Raw genomic sequence first — 16574 nt, forward strand, 5'->3', positions numbered from 1 at the left:
TGATCGAATATACTGAGTTCTTCGAAACAGAGTTGGAGCCCCTCGGTCTGGAGAAGTACATCACTCAGGATCCGTCAACGGGAGTGGTAAGAGTTACCGTGCCGGAAGGGTTCCAATTTATGATGGGTGATAACTCAGCAAATAGCTTCGATAGCAGGTATTTTGGATTCGTTCCAGAGGAGGCAATAATCGGTAGTCCGATGTTGACTATATGGCCTTTTTCCGATTTCGGTCCGCTAAAGAAATAACCGGGGAAACCCCCGGTTTTGGCGGAGGCGGTGGGACTCGAACCCACAAGGGGCGTCAACCCCACCGATTTTCAAGACCGGCTCCTTAGCCAGTTAGGATACGCCTCCACTTAGCTGATTATACCTCTTTGAGACCACAGATTCAAGGGGTGTTTGATCTTGAGAGACGTTCAGAATGAGAAGGACAAGAGAAACATCAAAATCAACATGGTCGGGATAAAGTCAATTGAGTATCCCATAGTAGTACTAGACAGAAAATTCGGAACACAGAATACTGTGGGGAAATTCGATCTGTTTGTGGATCTTCCTAAGGATTTTCGTGGTACTCACATGTCAAGATTCGTAGAGGTCCTTGAGAGACACCACAAGAAAATCACTCCCAGAAGCATGGAGTCAATCTTGAATGACATGAGAGACTCCTTGAAAGCCGATGTGGCTCATATCAAGGTTGAGTTTCCTTACTTTATAAGAAAGAAAGCTCCAATAAGCGGGAGTGAGAGTTTCAGCTCATTCAAGTGTTCCTTCATTGCAATGAAGGATGGGACGTTTGATTTTGTCCTTGGAGTCAAGGTTCCGGTCATGACCGTCTGTCCTTGCTCAAAAGAGATTAGTGACAGAGGTGCTCACAATCAAAGGGCAGAGGTTTTTGTTTCCGTAAGAATGAATTCGCTTGTTTGGATTGAAGAAATCATCGAGTATGTCGAGAAATCCGCAAGTGCTCCAATCTTTTCTTTGCTCAAAAGAGAAGACGAGAAGTTCATCACCGAGCACTCTTTCGACAACCCCAGATTTGTGGAAGATCTTTCGCGAGAAGTCGTCTTACTTCTTCAAGATGATAGTCGGATCAACTGGTACAGAGTCGAAGCGATCAGTCAGGAGTCAATTCACAATCACGAAGCATACGCATGTATAGAAAAGGAATGAAAAATGGTTTTCTCGAGTGAATTTCTTGAGCCGTCGTTTTTCGCGAAATATGAAAAACTTATAGAGCTCATGCTCTCTTCTCCCCACAATCTAAGCTCAATTAAGGAATTTGAAAGAGCAATGACAGTTCACATCGAAGACACCATTATTCCGTTTGAAGGTTCTTCTCTATCGGGCCGCTGCATAGACATTGGAAGTGGAGGCGGGATCCCAGGTCTTGTTTTGGCGATTTCTTTTCCTAAGTCAAACTGGACACTTCTTGAATCAATCGCAAAGAAAACCAGGGAGATCGAAAGATTTGCCCGGGATTTAGACCTGACAAATGTTGCCGTAAAGACAGCAAGAGCAGAAGAATTCGCAAAAGAAGCAGGAGAGACTTTCGACTCAGCCTTCTTGAGGGCAGTTGGCAGATGCGATATTTCGCTGGAACTCGCGGCTCCTCTAGTTAAGGTTGGGGGATACATCTACCTTTACAAGGGTCCCGGGTGGCTTGATGAGAAGGTGTTTTCTGATGCAGCAGAAAGAGTTCTTGGATTACGGCTCTCGTGTGAAAAAGAGTACAGACTTTCTGACGGTTCGAAGAGGTTTATGGTAGTTTACGAGAAGGAAAGAGCTACTCCGAGTGAGTTTCCAAGAAGATCAGGAGTTGCGTCGAAGCTTCCTCTTGGAGGTCGAAAGTGACTGAGAAAAAGGGGAAACTCTGGATCGTAGGCACTCCCATTGGAAATCTCGATGACATGACGATTAGAGGGAAGAGAGTGTTTGAGGAAGCCGATTTGATCCTTGCAGAAGATACGAGGAGAATGAGGTCACTTCTCTCCTCTCTAGGGATAGAAAACAAAGATGTGGTATCCCTGAATATGCATAACCAGGAAGAAAGACTGTCTTTCATAATTCGAAAACTTGACGAAGGAGCAGAGATCGCACTTTCCAGTGACGCAGGAATGCCCGTCATCTCTGATCCAGGGGCCAAAATTATCAGGATTTGCCGTGATAGAGGTTTTGAAGTTGACGTTTCACCAGGTCCAAGTGCCGTTACGTCGGCAATTGCTGTCAGCGGTTTTCCAGGAAGTCATTTCACATTTCTCGGCTTTCTGCCTAGAGGCAAGAATCGGAGAAGACTGTTGAGAAAGATTTCTCGGGGCAGTTACGGCGAAAGCCTCATTGTATTCTTCGAGTCACCATTCAGACTAATGGAGACATTGCGCGAAATCCTTGAAATTATTGGCGACAGAGAGATATTCATCGGAAGAGAGCTGACCAAACTCTTCCAGGAGTCTTTTTTCGGATGCGTTTCTGACGCTATCCAGAAGTTCGCGTTTTCCGAAGTGAAGGGAGAGATAACCGTCGTTCTATCGGGAAGGGATGAGAAAGATGTTTGAGATGATGAGGAATTTCTTTTGTCTAACTCCCGCCATTGCTGCGGCAATACTCTCCCATGAGTATGCTCGCTTTATAACCGCGAGACGTTTCGAAGCCACCAAGCCGGAATGGGGAGGACCCGGCTTCATCAGAAGAATTGACCCTGTCGGTTTATTAATGTTCTATTTCTTCAAGTTCGGCTGGTCGAGACCGTTTCCCGTCAACTACTGGAAGCTCAGAAAAGCCAAGTATTTCAAGGCAATACTGACGGCACTTTCCGGATCTATTGCGAACTTCTCGCTTGGAGTTATCACAGGTCTGATCTTCTATCTCTCCGGTCTTCACAGGTTCTCCACCTTCATGCCAGAAACGGTCAGCTCTTTTCCCGCAAGTTATTTAGCAGACGTTGTTTACTGGACAATGGTGATAAATCTTAACACTGCGCTTTTCAACTTGATCCCTATACCCCCTCTTGACGGGGCAAACATTGTTACAATGCTTGTTCCGGAGAGCCAAGTGAACTGGCTTGTCAAATATGAACTATATGGAATACTGACACTTCTCGTGCTGTCACTCATGGGGATAATCCAGCTTATTATGTGGCCTATAACCCAGTTCATACAGCTTCTGGCTAGATTAATAGCCTAATGTTTTTCTTTTTGTTGAAGTTGAGAATCTATCATTTCAATCGTTTCGGCAAGAGCATCCTCTAGATTGTCGTCGTATCTCAGAGTGAAACCGGAAGCCTTTTGATGTCCTCCCCCTCCAAACGCAACGGCGATTTTGCTAACGTCGAAGTAGCTCTTCGATCTCAGCGAGACATGAGCTTCTCCTTTACTCGCTTCTGAGGCAAACAGAGCAACTTCAACGCTCTTTATCGATCTCAGATCGCCGACGAAACCCACAAAATCATCTTCTGTGAGTGAGTACTTTTCAAAATCCTCCAACTCAAGGTAGGAATATGCAAACCTGCCGTTTGATAGCATCTTTATATTGTCGATCGCATCCCTCTCAAGGAAAAGTTCTTCGATCTTTCTTGTTTCAAGGATTGACGTTGCCACGAAGGTGGGATCGGCTCCTAATCTCACAAGCTCCGCAGCGGCCTCGAAAACCGAGCTATCTACATTCGAATATCTGAAGAAACCAGTATCTGTTGCAATGCCTATGTAGTTCATCAGTGCGAGATCGGCGTCATATTCAACATCCATGAGTTTTAGAAGGTCAAGAACCATTTGAGCAGCCGAAGAATATGATGGATCTACCCAACAGTCGTCTGCAAAATAGGTGTTGGTTGCGTGGTGATCAATAACCACTGAAGGGATTCCTTTTCGCAAAAGCTGTTCAAATCTACCGATTCTATCTGGAGATGAAGCGTCTACAATGATTATTAGATTGGGCTCCACAACATCATTACTGAAATCCTTAATTCTATCTATCCAGGGAAAGACTGTAAAATTCGCCGGAATCTTCCAGTCAATTGCCGGTGTAACCTTCTTGCCAAACTTCTCGAGTCCCATCGAAAGTGACACCACTGACGAGATACAATCACCGTCTGGCATTATATGACCCACAACGAGAATGTCGTTGGCCTTCTGTATGCATGATACAATGCTGGTGATCTTCCTTATCATTGTTCAGTCTCCTTAATCGACTCAACCGCGTGCTGGACAACTGCAGTGAATTTGGGTCTTATTCTGTTTGCCGTTTTCACCACATCGGCATGAGTGAGCTTCTCCTTGAGGATCCCAGATGCCATATTTGTCACGCACGATAAAACCAGAAGCTTTATGCCACAATGTCTCGCGGTGATTACTTCGGGGACCGTCGACATCCCCACGAGATCTGCCCCGAAGAATTCAAAAGCCCTTATCTCTGCAGGCGTTTCATAACTCGGTCCCAGAGTCCAGCAGTAGGTTCCTTCCTTCAAATCTATCTTTGCTTTCTCGAGCCTTGATTTCAAGACTTTTAGCCAGGCAAAATCAATTATCTCCGACATGTCGGGAAATCTCGGGCCGTAACGGCGGTCATTTTCTCCCCTCAGAGGGTTGCGAAATCCAAAGTTTATGATATCTGTCACTGCAACTATATCCCCGGGAGAGAAGCTTCTGTTTATTCCGCCAGAAGCATTTGTAATGAGCAAGTTGCTTACGCCAAGTTCTTTAAAGAGATATATTGGTGAGGAAACGTCTTCAATTCTATGACCTTCGTAGAAGTGAAAACGTCCTTCCATTGCCACCACCGGGAGTCCTTGGAATGTCCCGAAGACTAGCCTGCCTGAATGACCTTCAACGGTAGCTGTGGGAAATCCCGGAATTTCTCTGTAATCTATTGCCAAGGGTTCTTCAAATTGCTCAGTAAGGTAACCCAGTCCCGACCCAAGTATCATCGCAACTTTCGGAAAAGTTGTTAGGCGCCTGGCAACTGTTTCTTTCATCTCTCTATAGAGTCTCATAGCAAACCTCCAGAAGTAAAGACCTTCAAATTATTATATAATAATGAAAGCTTCTAGGAATCCAGAATTTGACTTTGGAGCCTGGTATCACTATAATTATTGCAATTTGAGAAAGATCTCGAAGGGAGGATGTCCTTTGACAGTTGATGAAGTATTCGACAGAGTAAAAACAATAATTTCTGAGAAGCTTGGAGTCGAGGAAGATGAAATCGCCATGGATTCAGATTTGACCGAGGATCTCGGAGCAGATTCACTCGATTTGGTCGACCTGGTAATGGCACTTGAGGACGAATTTGATTTCAAGGTTGAAGACGAGCAGATCGAGAACATCTCCACAGTTGGGGATATTGTGGAGAGTATCGGCAAAGGTCTAGGCGTTGAGGATTGAATTTTCTAAGGGGGCTTAATGCCCCCTTTAATTTGAGTGGAGTGATTTCGATCGAAAGGGAGTTCAAAGTAACAAAAGAAAATTTTTACGAGAGATTGGACCGGGTTTTGAGGAAAGAGCTTTCCGATTTGAAGCTCTCCTCAATATACAAATTGCTGAGAAGGGGCAATGTTAGGGTCAATGGGAATAAAATCAGAGACGGCTCATGGAAAATGGAAATAGGCGATAAGATTCAGGTAGTCTTCTCGGGAGATCCTTCGAAACTGAAGCGTCTCGAAGAATCGCGCGAACTGACGCCTAAACACATTCCACTCGACATTTTGTTCGAAGATGATCTTATAGTTGCAGTTGACAAACCTTCAGGAATCTCCGTTCATCCGGTAAGGGAATCCAGATAATCACCCTGGTTGAAGGATTGATGGCGTACGGGAATTCGAAAGGTTTTGTTCCTCGCCCCGTTCACAGGCTTGATAAACACACTTCTGGTGTAATCCTCTTCGCGAAATCCCCGGAGGCTGCTAGAGAGCTTTCAAAGCTATTCAGAGAACGGGGAGTCGAAAAAGGTTACTTCACTCTTGTGAAGGGATTTCCTGAAAAGAGAGGAAAACTTGTTTCGCAGAGAGAGAAATTCGTCGAATCCCTGGCTTTCACAGTTGAGAAGAGCTATGGTACGACGTCTTTGTTGTGGATCGATCTATTTACTGGAAAGAAGCACCAGATCCGTCGACAGTTAAGTGAAGCGGGTTATCCAGTTGTCGGAGACGATGTGTATGGAGACAGACTGTTCAATAGAGACTTCAAGAAAGAAACGGGGCTCAGGCGATATTTTCTTCACTGTTCAAGGCTTTCCTTCGCTAGAAATGACGGAAAAGAAATAGAGATCATCTCTGAACTCCCCGGCGACCTTAAGAGGGTGCTGGGTTGCCTCGAATAAGATTTGTATTTCTCATTATTGTGGTTGTTTTCTCTTCACTCGCGGTGGCAGGTCAGGCGGAGATCAGAAGTGAGATTGAGGAAGCGAATGCAGAGCTTTCAGAAATCTATGGTTTCTCGGTAAAATACAGTCTTACGATTTTAAAGGGTGAAGGTCACGAGCAACCTGCGGCAATAGACAATAATGGAATATATCAAATCTTTCTTTACACCTCTTCATATAAACCGGGAGTTGCGAGGCATGAACTCGCCCATGTTTATTTCTTTGAGTACCTGAGAATCAGGGATATTAATCCTGACGAAATTCCGCTGTGGTATCATGAGGTGATTGCCGAGGGATTTCAGAACCTTCACACTGGGACTAGGAGGTTGGCTTTAAGAGTAGCGTTTTTTGACTTCACAGAATACGAGGAGAAATACCCGGTTAAGGATGATCAAAGTGTCTTCTACGGGGCAGTGGCAAGCTTTGCCGATTACATTCTCAAGAGGAATTCGTACAACAAACTACTAGAAGTTGTCAATGAGTTCTCTACTGAAAGAGAAATAGACACCGCTTTTTTGAATGTGTTTGGATCCACTGTTCGTTCAATGCTTTTAAAATGGAGGATTGTTTTTTTGCTTCCATATTCCCCATTTGTTGTCGGTGTAGTATTATTTCTTTATCTTCTGATCGGGAGGAGAGATAAGTATTGGCGGAAGTTCCCGTTAGACCTAAGAAGCCTCGAAGAAGACGAAGAAACGAAAAACAGAAGAATGTAATCAGTCTTGGGAACGGCATAGTTATCGTTGTTTTTGTTGTGGGTCTGCTTATGTCTCTTCTATATATTCCTTGGAGAGTCTCCCTGGATTCTAATTACAACCGTGCAGCTCTTGTTACCGAGAAGAAGGTTGACGGCGTTCCATCAAAGCAGCTGATTTACGTAGATAATCTGACGGAAATTTCAGAACTCGGCTCTGCGGTTGTCTTTATGGATCTCAGAGATGACTGGAATAGACTGGAGGAAATTCTAGATTTGCAGGTTCCTGTGATACTTACGGGGGTTTCTCCGTACCCTGTTTCGGAACTCGCTTCTATTCTGGATAGTCATTGCGCTTATACTGGCTACATGGAGTTTGACGAAAGAGGGCAGTACGTTCTTGACGTCTTAAAGGCCCGAGATAACAAGTCTCTGGTTTTCCGCGTCCACAATCTGAAGAAGAAAGAGTACCCAAATTACGATATCGATAGAGCTGTAACGAGGTACATTAGATCAGTTAGGGAGCGAAGTGTTGACGCATTGCTTTTCTTAACTCCTCCGGTTGATTTCGACTACGATGAGCTAGTTCACAAATCCTACGAGGAACTAAACGAACAGGACCTAATCTCTGACGAAATAACATCTCCCAGGACTGGCTCATCAAGATTCAAATTGCTTTCAGCGTTGTTCATATTTGTGTTGATCCTATCAATTAGTCCGCTTGGCGCCATTGGAATCACAGTTGTGTTTCTACTTTTCCCGACTATCGGTCTGCCTCTGGCAGCAATTGCAGGGGAGTTTGCGATTTACAGAAGGTTGTCTTCTCTAAATACTGGGGTTTTCAGAGGGTTACTACTATTCTTTTCGCTTTCTGTTTTTCTGGGAATCTCTATCAATGCATCCATGGTCGGAGTCGAATTCCAGAATGGTCTAGAGCTCTTCAGGGGTGTGAAAGTATCTCTTGTTGCCCTCCCTGGTTGGTTATTCGTAACCGGTTTTATAAAGAGTGTCTCCAGAAAAATATCTAAGGGCGACCTGTTGGTATTTGTGTTTGCCGGAATAGCGGCCGGCTACTACATTCTTAGAAGTGGAAACTTTTCCTTTGTTCTTGACTCCGAAAGAATGGTAAGGGACTATCTAGACAATCTCCTGCTGGTTCGTCCACGTTTCAAAGAGCTACTTGCATATCCTTTGCTAGCCATCCTGATTCACTTCTCTTTCAACATCAAGGGAAAACTCGCTCCAGTCATTGCATCGGGAGGATCTCTTGTGATAGTGTCGATCGTCAATACCTTCTGTCATGCCACCGTCCCACTTTGGACGGGACTGCTGAGAAGCTTGTACGGTCTATTATTTGGGACAGTTGTTTCAATGATATTGATTACATTTGTCAAGAAGTATAGTAGAAGCAGTAAGGATGTTGAAGTACTGTTGAACGAGAGTGACGAAGACGAGTCTAATTAATATCTGATGATAGGAGGGATGGATTGTGAAGAAGACAATTCTTGTTTTTCTCAGTTTATTTCTGGCGATATCTTTGTTTGGTATAGTTTCTTACGATCTTCAGAAGGTTATTATCGTGCCTGAAGAACCACAAGGAGGTCTTGAAGTTTCAATTTGGCTGGACAGAGACATAGGCTCTCTATATTACTCCGGCGAGGAGGTAAAGACTTATTTCAAAGTCAATAAGGATGCCTATGTGGCAATTTACGATATCACTCCCAACGGCGAGATTCAGCTGATATTTCCAAATGGTTTTGACCGCAACAATTTTCTGAAAGCTGGAGTAACGTACACGCTTCCAACGGAAAACGCCAATACGAGATACAGGCTTCAGTTGACAAGCGAAACCGGTGGCGGTAAGGAGATATTCCAAATAGTGGCATCTACGAAGCCTCTTGGATTCCTGGATGCTCTGATGGCCAAGGCCGAAGCGGGAGACATTTTCCCGAAAGCAAGTTCAAAGGCCGAGGACTTTGTCGTGTCAAAAGTAATACCTGTAATTGACAAACAAGAGTATGCAGTTTCCACAACCTGGTTCTACCTGGACATAATGCCGAGTACGGGACGCGCAAGAATAACTACGACCCCGTCAGGCGCAACGATATATATTGACGGCAAGATGGTTGGCACAAGCCCGCTCAGCATGGATCTAGATGATGGAAACCACATTGTTACGGCTTATAAGAGCGGTTTCAGGAGCGAGACCAGACAGTTCTCAGTAGTAAGCGGGAGAACCGTTGATGTTCAGCTAGACCTGAAGAAGTTCGTCAGCGAATATCAGCTCTCGATCGTCACGAACCCGAGTGATGCTGTTGTCTATATCGATGGAAGTCTAATAGGCCGGACACCTTTGAATGTAACTCTGGAAGAAGGTACCAAGAATCTCAGTGTTTCGAAGTCCGGTTATGTGACTTACACGGAAACACTTGTTCTAAACCGGAACATATCCAAATCAATTACATTGACCCCGATCGTCCAGAACTATCAGCTCTCAGTAATTACTAGTCCCTCCGGGGCAGATGTCTATGTAGACAACGCCTATATTGGTCGCACTCCTTTGAACGTAACTCTCGAAGCTGGAACGAAGAACCTCAGAATAGAGAGGTCTGGTTATGAGACTTATTCCGAAAGCTTCGTGCTCGACCGTTCGATATCCAAGTCGATTACTCTGTCGCCTCTAGTGAGAGAGTACAGATTGAGCGTTACAAGTTCGCCTTCGAACGCTCTGGTGTACATCAATGGTAGCTATCAGGGGAGAACACCTCTGAACCTTAACCTGAGAGAGGGAACCTACACGGTCAGAGTTACTGCGAATGGCTATGATGACTTCTCCACAAGCGTTTCGCTTGATAGAGACAGGCAGGTCAGCGCTACCCTGTACGCAAAGAAGGCAAGGTTAACCGTTGAGACAGAGCCGACAAACGCGTCCGTCTTTGTCGACAACGTTTATGTCGGCAGATCACCGCTCTCAATCGATGTGGATGCCGGAAGACATATTATAAGAGTAGAGAAATCAGGTTATATCACCGATAGTAAGGAAGTGAATCTTGCCGCTGGAACGAGTTCTTCAACGAAGATAATACTTGTTGAGGAAAGGCCAGTCGCAAGAATCACTATTTCTTCAGATCCTTCTAACGCAAGAATATTCATAAACGGGAGAGACTATGGCAGAACCAACAGAGTTGTAGAACTAGATCCCGGATACTACGAGGTAGTCCTGGTGCTAGATGGGTATCGCGTGTCGGTGACATACCGTTACTTTGGAAAGGGAGATCACAATCTCTCATTCAATCTTTCAAGGATAGACTGACATTCGTTCGTTGTTTCGAAGATAACCGGGACTCAAGTCCCGGTTATTTTTTTCCTGTCGTTCTCTGAGAGAAGCTGCCAGTCTCCTGGTCGTAGCTCCTCAGATAGACAGTAAGATCCAATCCGCCTTCTATGCAGCTGGATTACTTTGTTTCCTGATGCAGAAACAAGTCGCTTTACCTCATGGTATCGGCCTTCCATTAGAACGATCCTCATATGAAAGTGATCGATTTGCTCAACATGAGCCGGCTTCGAAAACTCATTGTTTCCAATGAAGAGCCCTTGTGAAATCATGGAAATCTCTTTCTTGGTTATCTCTTTGGCTGTTTCCACAAGGTATTCCTTTTCAACAAGCTTTCTGGGCGAAATCACTTCGTGAATGAACTTGCCGTCGTTCGAAAGTATCAAGAGTCCTGTTGCGTCCTTGTCCAACCTTCCTCCAGTTGACAGATCTGCCGAGAAGTTCGCGTCGATGAGTTCGAATACGCTTCTGCCTTCGCTTCTCTCTCTTGAGCAAACGTAACCTTCAGGCTTGTTAAGGGCAATATAAACATTCCCAAAAGCCTCAAGAGGTCTTCCGTCAACAATGACAGTGTCTGTTTCATCAACTACTTCAGAAGGATTGTTCGTGAGGACTCCGTTTAGACTCACTCCATTGCTTCTAATTATTCTCCTGCTTTCACTTCGGCTGAAGCGCCCAAATCTCGACACAAAGGCGTCTAGTCTCATACATCGATTGTACAACACCATTTCTTGGGATACCAGTCAACAACTTCTCCGGGCTATTGGTCAGAATGGTATAATCTTTTCAAAAGAAAAAAAGAGAGGGTGGATCTTTATGAGAAAGGAGTGGCTTCTCCTAAAGCCCGATGATGAGGCCGTAAACAGATTGGTCGAATTCATGGGCATTGACGCTTTTTTGGCGAGATTACTGGTAACGCGTGGAATAGATAACGAAGTTGAAGCGATGAAGTTCCTGAATCCCGACAAGACGATTCTCCACGATCCTTTCCTTCTTGAAGACATGCCTTTGGCGGTTCGTACGATCATCGAGACCCGCGATAGAAACGAAAGCATAGTCGTCTTTGGCGATTACGATGTCGACGGTGTGACGAGCACCGCACTCCTATACCTCGCAATGAAGAGGATGGGATTCAATGTTAGCTATTACATTCCTCTGAGACTCGAAGAAGGTTACGGATTGAGCAAGGACGCAATCAAAGATTTGAGGGATCAGGGGCACAGCCTCCTCATAACCGTAGATTGCGGGGTCACTTCCTTTGACGAAATCAAGTTCGCAAAGGAGATCGGATTCAACGTTGTTGTTACGGACCATCACGAAGTGAAAGATCTCCTCCCGCCTGCCGACGCAGTTGTCAACCCAAAGAGGCCCGACGACGATTATCCTTTCAAAGGATTGGCCGGTGTTGGTGTGGCCTTCAAGTTGCTTGTCGCTTTGAACGAAACCCTTCACTGTCCTATAGATCCCGAGGAGTACCTGGATATTGTGGCGCTCGGTACGATTGCGGATATAGTACCTCTAAGAGATGAGAATCGCTACATTGTTAAAGAAGGAACGGCAAAGATTCAGAGCAGTCCGCTACTCGGATTAAAAGCGCTTCTTTCTTACCTGAGAATTCCTTCGGAAAACCTTACTGCACAGGACATTGCATTCAAGATTGCCCCAAAACTCAACGCTGCGGGAAGAATGGATTCAGCAATTGTGGCACTTGAACTATTGATTAGCGAAGATATGGATTCGGCAATGAACACTGCTAGCCGTCTATTGAAGCACAATCAGAACAGACAGACTATCGAGGCGAAAATCTTTGAACAAACGGAAAGGGATCTTGAGAATACTGCGAGTTTCAAAGACGATTTCGCGCTGGTTATAGATGGCGACAACTGGCATCTGGGAGTGCTTGGGATTGTCGCGTCAAGACTCGTGTCGATTCACAACAAGCCGGTGTTCTTGATAGCTACAAACGGTTCCGATGGAAAGGGTTCCGCAAGAAGCCCTGCCGGTGTAAGCATAATAAGCCTGCTTAACGAGGTCTCGGGTCTGTTGAGGGAGTTCGGCGGGCATGAGATGGCGGCCGGCTTCAGTATTGACAAAGAAAAAATATCGGAATTCAGGTCTGCAATTAATGATGCTTACATAAAGCTATACGGTTTGAAGCAGCCGGTTTTCAAGATTGACGTTGACGATGTTCTTACTCTTGATTCTATTACCCCCTCGATACTCGATAAGCTCGAATTGTTGAGACCTTTTGGACATTCCAATCCCGAGCCGAAATTCTTGATCAAAGGCTTGAACATTGAAAAGGCAAAGATGTTTGGTAGTGGGAGCGACCATGTGAAACTCATACTGCGCTCTGGAGACCGAAAGACTCTTGCAATAGGTTACAACATGGGCACCATGTTCGATGATTTCAAGTATGTCAAGCCAAACCTTCTCAAGGTAGACGCCATTGCCTCTATAAAGAATGATAATCTTTATGGACTGCAGAGTGTAAAACTTTCCTTGTCTGACGCGAGGTTGTACATTGATCCCGTATTCGAAGAGGAAGTTAGAGACAAGAACTTTGTCTTCGAGTTTATAAGAGACTGGAAGAACCAACAGCCTGGCTTGCAGATTAAGTCGGACGTCTCGGCGCTAATAGCTGAACTGGAGAAGAAGGTGTCACATAAGTGTCCGGAATTCATGGACGTAAGTGCGAAGAATCCCTGGGGAATCTTCGGTAACATAAGACTGAAGAATCCATTCCTTGCGCTCAAGATTCTGAAGAATTATCAGAAGGGCAAGAGAACTTTCATTGTTTCTGCCATCAATGGCACACTTGCCCACACATATTATTCTTTGCAGCATTATCTGGATTCGATAAAGCCAATCTTTGCCAATTCACTTTACAGAGGCAAACTGGACGAGCCAGTTGTCTTCGTTACATTACCCTTCTTCGTTGAAAGATTCAACGAAATTTCGGATTCAGCCGGCGAGATAATCTTTGACGAACCGTCTTATATTCTTTCCGGCATATTTAAGGATCATCCAGACCTTGAAGGTTTCTTCAATAACATCGATAAGGTTCTTGGCATTTCCGGTTTTTCTGGAAGCATTTTCTGTGATGACCTCAAAGAGTTCTTCCTGGACAAGAGAATCTCGCACGTGTATAAACCAAGTCCAATAAAGAGAGTTGGCATTATAGACAACCGCGGCTCGAGAAAGAAAGTGGAGCAGGTGATGTCAATAGTAGGCCACGGGGAAAATGTGGCAGTAATTGTTGACTCTCCTCACAAGACGGTTTCTCTTGCAAAATCTATGGGTTCAAGGTTGTCTCACGCTCTGCAAAACGGTGAACTGATTTTCTACAACTATCTTCTCAAGGATTTCCAGAGATCGGTTATCTACTCTCTTGTCGAAAGACAGAAGATTCGGGTCCTTATAACGACTCCTTCAAGTGATGGTCTCGGGGTTACACTGGGCAATTCAAATATTGTCTTTTACAGTGCTCCGAGAAACTTCCTGGAAGTAATCGATGCCGTTGCTACAAGGCCCGGTGAAGATTCCGAACTTTTCTTGAATCTCTCCTTCAACAAGGCGGACCTCGTTTCAAACACAAGCGAAATGGACCGTTTGTTTCCCACTGTTGAGGAGTTGGAAGCCGTTTATCAGGACTTGAAAGAGGTACTCCCTGCGTCGGAGAGAGACATAAAGAAGGCTCTGAGCTTTGAAGACGGTATCTCTAAGGTCTTCCTCTCAATGCTTGAGGAAATGGAGTTGTTGAGTGCGGACAACGGTGTCTGGTACAGTAACTCGGAAGCAGCCCTCGACACGACACAGGTGAAGAAGACCCTGAGATACAGAGAAGGTGTGGCAGAGAAGAGAATGACGAGATGGTTCGCTACAAAGTTATCTACTATGACTACAAGGGGGCTATTAAGGAGTCTAACCAATGCCGAAGAGGTGCTGAAGGTTGGTTGATACCCGTAAGCTGGATGCTCTGATAGTAGTCTCCCAAAAAGATATAATCAAAGTTCTATCATTATTGAGAAATCATGGTTTCCAGACAAAGGTTTTCCCCACACCACCCGGTCTATTCCCCGGATGTTCGCTTTCCATCGCAGTTTCTTCAAATGTTGTCGATTCAGTTCTGGTGCTTCTCAAGCAACATAACGTAGAAGTTATGTATTCCGCTTTGTGCGATGAGAATCCCGTGAAGTCATTCTATGATTAGACTGGGGATTGATTTCGGAACATCCAGAATAGGACTGGCATTACAGGTTGAGAACATCGAAATTCCTCTATTCGCAATAGATCACACCGGCTACAAAAAAAATCTTCTGAGGATTATTGAGGAGAAGGGAATTGAGGAGATTGTAATCGGCCTCCCCATATCAATGTCCGGTAGATTCAGTGAGTCCACTCTGAAGGCCGTTTCATTTGCAGAGAAAGTCAAGAGTATCTTCCCTGGACGAGTATTCCTGGTCGATGAGACCCTTACAACCGAAACTGCCAGGCGTCTTTCGAGTGAGGCCGGACAAGACTTCTCTAAAGCGAGGGATGTTTTCAGTGCTATCCAGATCCTGCGGAACTATTCGTCCGGAATGTCGAAAAAATGGGAGGTAAAAGAAGAAAGAGGCGTTTGCAGAGACCTACCCAGGCTGGCTTCAGAAAGTAGAGTGTTGTTTTATAGGCCGCGATCTGCAATGATTGAAGGTCTTGATTGTCTTGAAACTGAGCCGGGTGTCCTTGTCGAGGATCCTCAAGTCTTCCTTTCTTTCGTAAGAAAAGGGATGAAACCCGTCAATATTGTTGACGATATTGACTTTTCATCTTACGATATAATAGTAATCGCTTGTGGAGAAGAGCTCGATGGGATGGTCGATCTGAACTCGGAAGGTCCGCAGGTTATTGAGTGCTCGTGGCTCAACGGATAGAGCGCTGGACTCCGGATCCAGAGATTGTGGGTTCAAATCCCACCGAGCACGCCATATAGGCAACGCGGGAGGTCTTGTATGAAAAAAGGCGATTTAGGAATCGATTTGGGTACCGCTTCTCTCTTGGTCTTCCAGAAGGGCAAGGGCATCGTCATAGACGAACCGTCTGTTATAGCTGTTGAAGCCAAGACCGGAAAAATTATAGCGATAGGATCCGATGCTAAGGAAATGATCGGGAAGACGCCAAAGGATATCAAGGCGGTAAGGCCAATTCGAGACGGAGTGATCGCCGATTATCAGATAATAGAACAGGCCCTGAAAGATCTTGTTAAGAGGACCCGTACGAAGTTCTCTTTCTCGAGGCCGGCCGTTGTTGTCGGGGTTCCGGCGAAGGTAACTAGTGTTGAGAGAAGAGCCGTTATTGAAGCCACCACCGCCGCAGGTGCAAGTAAGGTTTACCTCGTTCTTGAACCCATCGCTGCTGCCATCGGAGCCGGTCTTCACATTTTTGATTCGGTAGGAAACATGGTTGTCGATATTGGAGGGGGGACCTCCGATATCGCGGTGATCAGCCTTGGCGGGATAGTTGTTTCGCGCTCCCTAAGAACTGCTGGAGATGCTATGGACGATGCAATAATCAAATTCGTAAAACGCAAGTACAAGTTTCTCATAGGCAGCTCAACCGCAGAGGACGTAAAAACCAAAATAGGAAAGGCCTTTCCAACGCTGGAGAGTTTTGAACTAGAAGTACGTGGAAGAGACGCACTGAATGGCCTTCCCGGGAACATAAGAATCACTTCCGATGATGTTCACGAAGCCATTTCTCAGATTCTTCAGGAGATCGTATTGAATCTGCGCCAGATTTTGGAAGATACGCCTCCTGAGATCGCTGCGGACATAATGGATACCGGTGTGGTTCTTACAGGTGGTGGTTCCCTAATTAGGGGACTTCCAGACTTGATTATTCAAGAGACTGGAATAAAGACAGTTGTTGCAGAGGATCCGAGAACCTGTGTCGTAAAAGGTATAGGTGAGTTGCTCGATTGTGACAAGCACCTTCATAGAGTCACGATCAATCACAGTAAGTAGTCAGGGTTCTATTCTGTCTTTTTTTCGAACATGCTTAAAAGATACGAAATCGCCAGTCCAGAAACCAATCCGATAATAATCTGAAGAACATTTGAATTGCTTCCGGGTCTCGTAAATAAATCAGGAAGTGAACCTATCATTAGACCTAGGAGAAAAGCGAATGTCTGACTCCGGAATCTCTTCATCAGAAA

At 45.1% G+C, this 16574-nt stretch carries 18 protein-coding genes, 2 tRNA genes and 1 pseudogene; 16 read left to right on the plus strand and 5 right to left on the minus strand.

Going from position 1 to position 16574, the window contains the following annotated elements; genetic code table 11:
- A partial coding sequence (gene lepB / locus BG32_RS10605; protein ID WP_121526808.1) for a signal peptidase I occupies positions 1-248 on the plus strand: 248 nt, incomplete at its 5' end.
- A 19-nt stretch (positions 249-267) separates the two neighbouring features.
- Here the strand turns inward: lepB and BG32_RS10610 are convergent.
- Positions 268-356: transfer RNA gene (locus tag BG32_RS10610), tRNA-Ser, on the minus strand.
- 45 nt (positions 357-401) lie between these two features.
- On the opposite strand from BG32_RS10610, the gene folE2 reads away from it, so the two are divergent.
- The 4 genes from folE2 to BG32_RS10630 are packed head-to-tail and all read left to right on the plus strand — an operon-like array spanning position 402 to position 3182.
- A complete protein-coding gene (folE2, locus tag BG32_RS10615) occupies positions 402-1172 on the plus strand; it encodes a GTP cyclohydrolase FolE2 (RefSeq protein WP_006491763.1) in 771 nt (256 codons plus the stop codon).
- A 3-nt stretch (positions 1173-1175) separates the two neighbouring features.
- Positions 1176-1853 (plus strand): 16S rRNA (guanine(527)-N(7))-methyltransferase RsmG, encoded by a 678-nt coding sequence (gene rsmG, locus BG32_RS10620; protein ID WP_014730175.1) that lies wholly within the window; start codon positions 1176-1178, stop codon positions 1851-1853.
- Complete coding sequence (gene rsmI / locus BG32_RS10625; RefSeq protein ID WP_099771812.1) at positions 1850-2554, plus strand: 16S rRNA (cytidine(1402)-2'-O)-methyltransferase; 705 nt, start codon at positions 1850-1852, stop codon at positions 2552-2554. The genes rsmG and rsmI overlap by 4 nt, the downstream gene beginning before the upstream one ends.
- Positions 2538-3182: a site-2 protease family protein gene (locus BG32_RS10630; protein WP_259459675.1), complete on the plus strand. Its 645-nt coding sequence runs from the start codon at positions 2538-2540 to the stop codon at positions 3180-3182. The genes rsmI and BG32_RS10630 overlap by 17 nt, the downstream gene beginning before the upstream one ends.
- Here BG32_RS10630 and BG32_RS10635 read toward each other — a convergent pair.
- Both BG32_RS10635 and BG32_RS10640 read right to left on the minus strand, forming a co-directional pair.
- Positions 3179-4165, minus strand: coding sequence for a bifunctional oligoribonuclease/PAP phosphatase NrnA (locus BG32_RS10635; RefSeq protein WP_099771813.1), 987 nt, complete (start codon positions 4163-4165; stop codon positions 3179-3181). The two genes, BG32_RS10630 and BG32_RS10635, sit on opposite strands and share 4 nt — an antisense overlap.
- Positions 4162-4986, minus strand: a complete 825-nt coding sequence (locus tag BG32_RS10640) for a purine-nucleoside phosphorylase (protein ID WP_099771814.1) — start codon at positions 4984-4986, stop codon at positions 4162-4164. Before BG32_RS10640 ends, BG32_RS10635 begins: the two co-directional genes overlap by 4 nt.
- A 136-nt stretch (positions 4987-5122) precedes the next feature.
- Here BG32_RS10640 and acpP point away from each other — a divergent pair, with 136 nt between their 5' ends.
- Genes acpP through BG32_RS10665 form a run of 6 tightly spaced genes read left to right on the plus strand, consistent with a single transcriptional unit; the run spans position 5123 to position 10357 of the window.
- Positions 5123-5374: an acyl carrier protein gene (gene acpP / locus BG32_RS10645; protein ID WP_006491769.1), complete on the plus strand. Its 252-nt coding sequence runs from the start codon at positions 5123-5125 to the stop codon at positions 5372-5374.
- On the plus strand, positions 5371-5772 hold the full coding sequence (locus BG32_RS16615) for a S4 domain-containing protein (RefSeq protein ID WP_259459676.1): 402 nt from the start codon (positions 5371-5373) through the stop codon (positions 5770-5772). Before acpP ends, BG32_RS16615 begins: the two co-directional genes overlap by 4 nt.
- Before the next feature lie 20 nt (positions 5773-5792).
- On the plus strand, positions 5793-6308 hold the full coding sequence (locus tag BG32_RS16620; RefSeq protein ID WP_259459677.1) for an RluA family pseudouridine synthase: 516 nt from the start codon (positions 5793-5795) through the stop codon (positions 6306-6308).
- Positions 6296-7066 (plus strand): hypothetical protein, encoded by a 771-nt coding sequence (locus BG32_RS10655; RefSeq protein WP_099771816.1) that lies wholly within the window; start codon positions 6296-6298, stop codon positions 7064-7066. The genes BG32_RS16620 and BG32_RS10655 overlap by 13 nt, the downstream gene beginning before the upstream one ends.
- On the plus strand, positions 6997-8508 hold the full coding sequence (locus BG32_RS10660; protein WP_257211936.1) for a DUF5693 family protein: 1512 nt from the start codon (positions 6997-6999) through the stop codon (positions 8506-8508). Before BG32_RS10655 ends, BG32_RS10660 begins: the two co-directional genes overlap by 70 nt.
- 25 nt (positions 8509-8533) lie before the next feature.
- Positions 8534-10357 carry a PEGA domain-containing protein gene (locus BG32_RS10665; RefSeq protein ID WP_099771817.1) on the plus strand — a complete coding sequence of 608 codons (1824 nt, stop codon included), beginning with the start codon at positions 8534-8536 and terminating at the stop codon, positions 10355-10357.
- Positions 10358-10389: 32 nt separating this feature from the next.
- Here BG32_RS10665 and BG32_RS10670 read toward each other — a convergent pair whose 3' ends face one another.
- A complete protein-coding gene (locus tag BG32_RS10670) occupies positions 10390-11085 on the minus strand; it encodes a pseudouridine synthase (protein WP_099771818.1) in 696 nt (231 codons plus the stop codon).
- A gap of 109 nt (positions 11086-11194) precedes the next feature.
- On the opposite strand from BG32_RS10670, the gene recJ reads away from it, so the two are divergent.
- The 5 genes from recJ to BG32_RS10695 all read left to right on the plus strand — a co-directional run bounded on the left by recJ (position 11195) and on the right by BG32_RS10695 (position 16383).
- The gene (gene recJ, locus BG32_RS10675; protein WP_014730178.1) at positions 11195-14338 is read left to right on the plus strand and encodes a single-stranded-DNA-specific exonuclease RecJ; all 3144 of its coding nucleotides are present in this window, start codon (positions 11195-11197) and stop codon (positions 14336-14338) included.
- Positions 14331-14591, plus strand: a complete 261-nt coding sequence (locus BG32_RS10680) for a DUF3343 domain-containing protein (RefSeq protein WP_099771819.1) — start codon at positions 14331-14333, stop codon at positions 14589-14591. The genes recJ and BG32_RS10680 overlap by 8 nt, the downstream gene beginning before the upstream one ends.
- Positions 14584-15294: a Holliday junction resolvase RuvX gene (gene ruvX / locus BG32_RS10685; protein ID WP_121526809.1), complete on the plus strand. Its 711-nt coding sequence runs from the start codon at positions 14584-14586 to the stop codon at positions 15292-15294. Before BG32_RS10680 ends, ruvX begins: the two co-directional genes overlap by 8 nt.
- Positions 15273-15348, plus strand: a tRNA-Arg gene (locus BG32_RS10690). Before ruvX ends, BG32_RS10690 begins: the two co-directional genes overlap by 22 nt.
- Positions 15349-15372: 24 nt before the next feature.
- Positions 15373-16383 (plus strand): rod shape-determining protein, encoded by a 1011-nt coding sequence (locus BG32_RS10695; protein ID WP_121526810.1) that lies wholly within the window; start codon positions 15373-15375, stop codon positions 16381-16383.
- Between the two features lie 8 nt (positions 16384-16391).
- Here the strand turns inward: BG32_RS10695 and BG32_RS15855 are convergent.
- Positions 16392-16574 (minus strand): annotated as a pseudogene (locus BG32_RS15855) (DUF368 domain-containing protein); the annotation flags it as partial.

The organism is Mesotoga sp. HF07.pep.5.2.highcov, assembly GCF_003666285.1.
Classification (GTDB): domain Bacteria; phylum Thermotogota; class Thermotogae; order Petrotogales; family Kosmotogaceae; genus Mesotoga; species Mesotoga prima.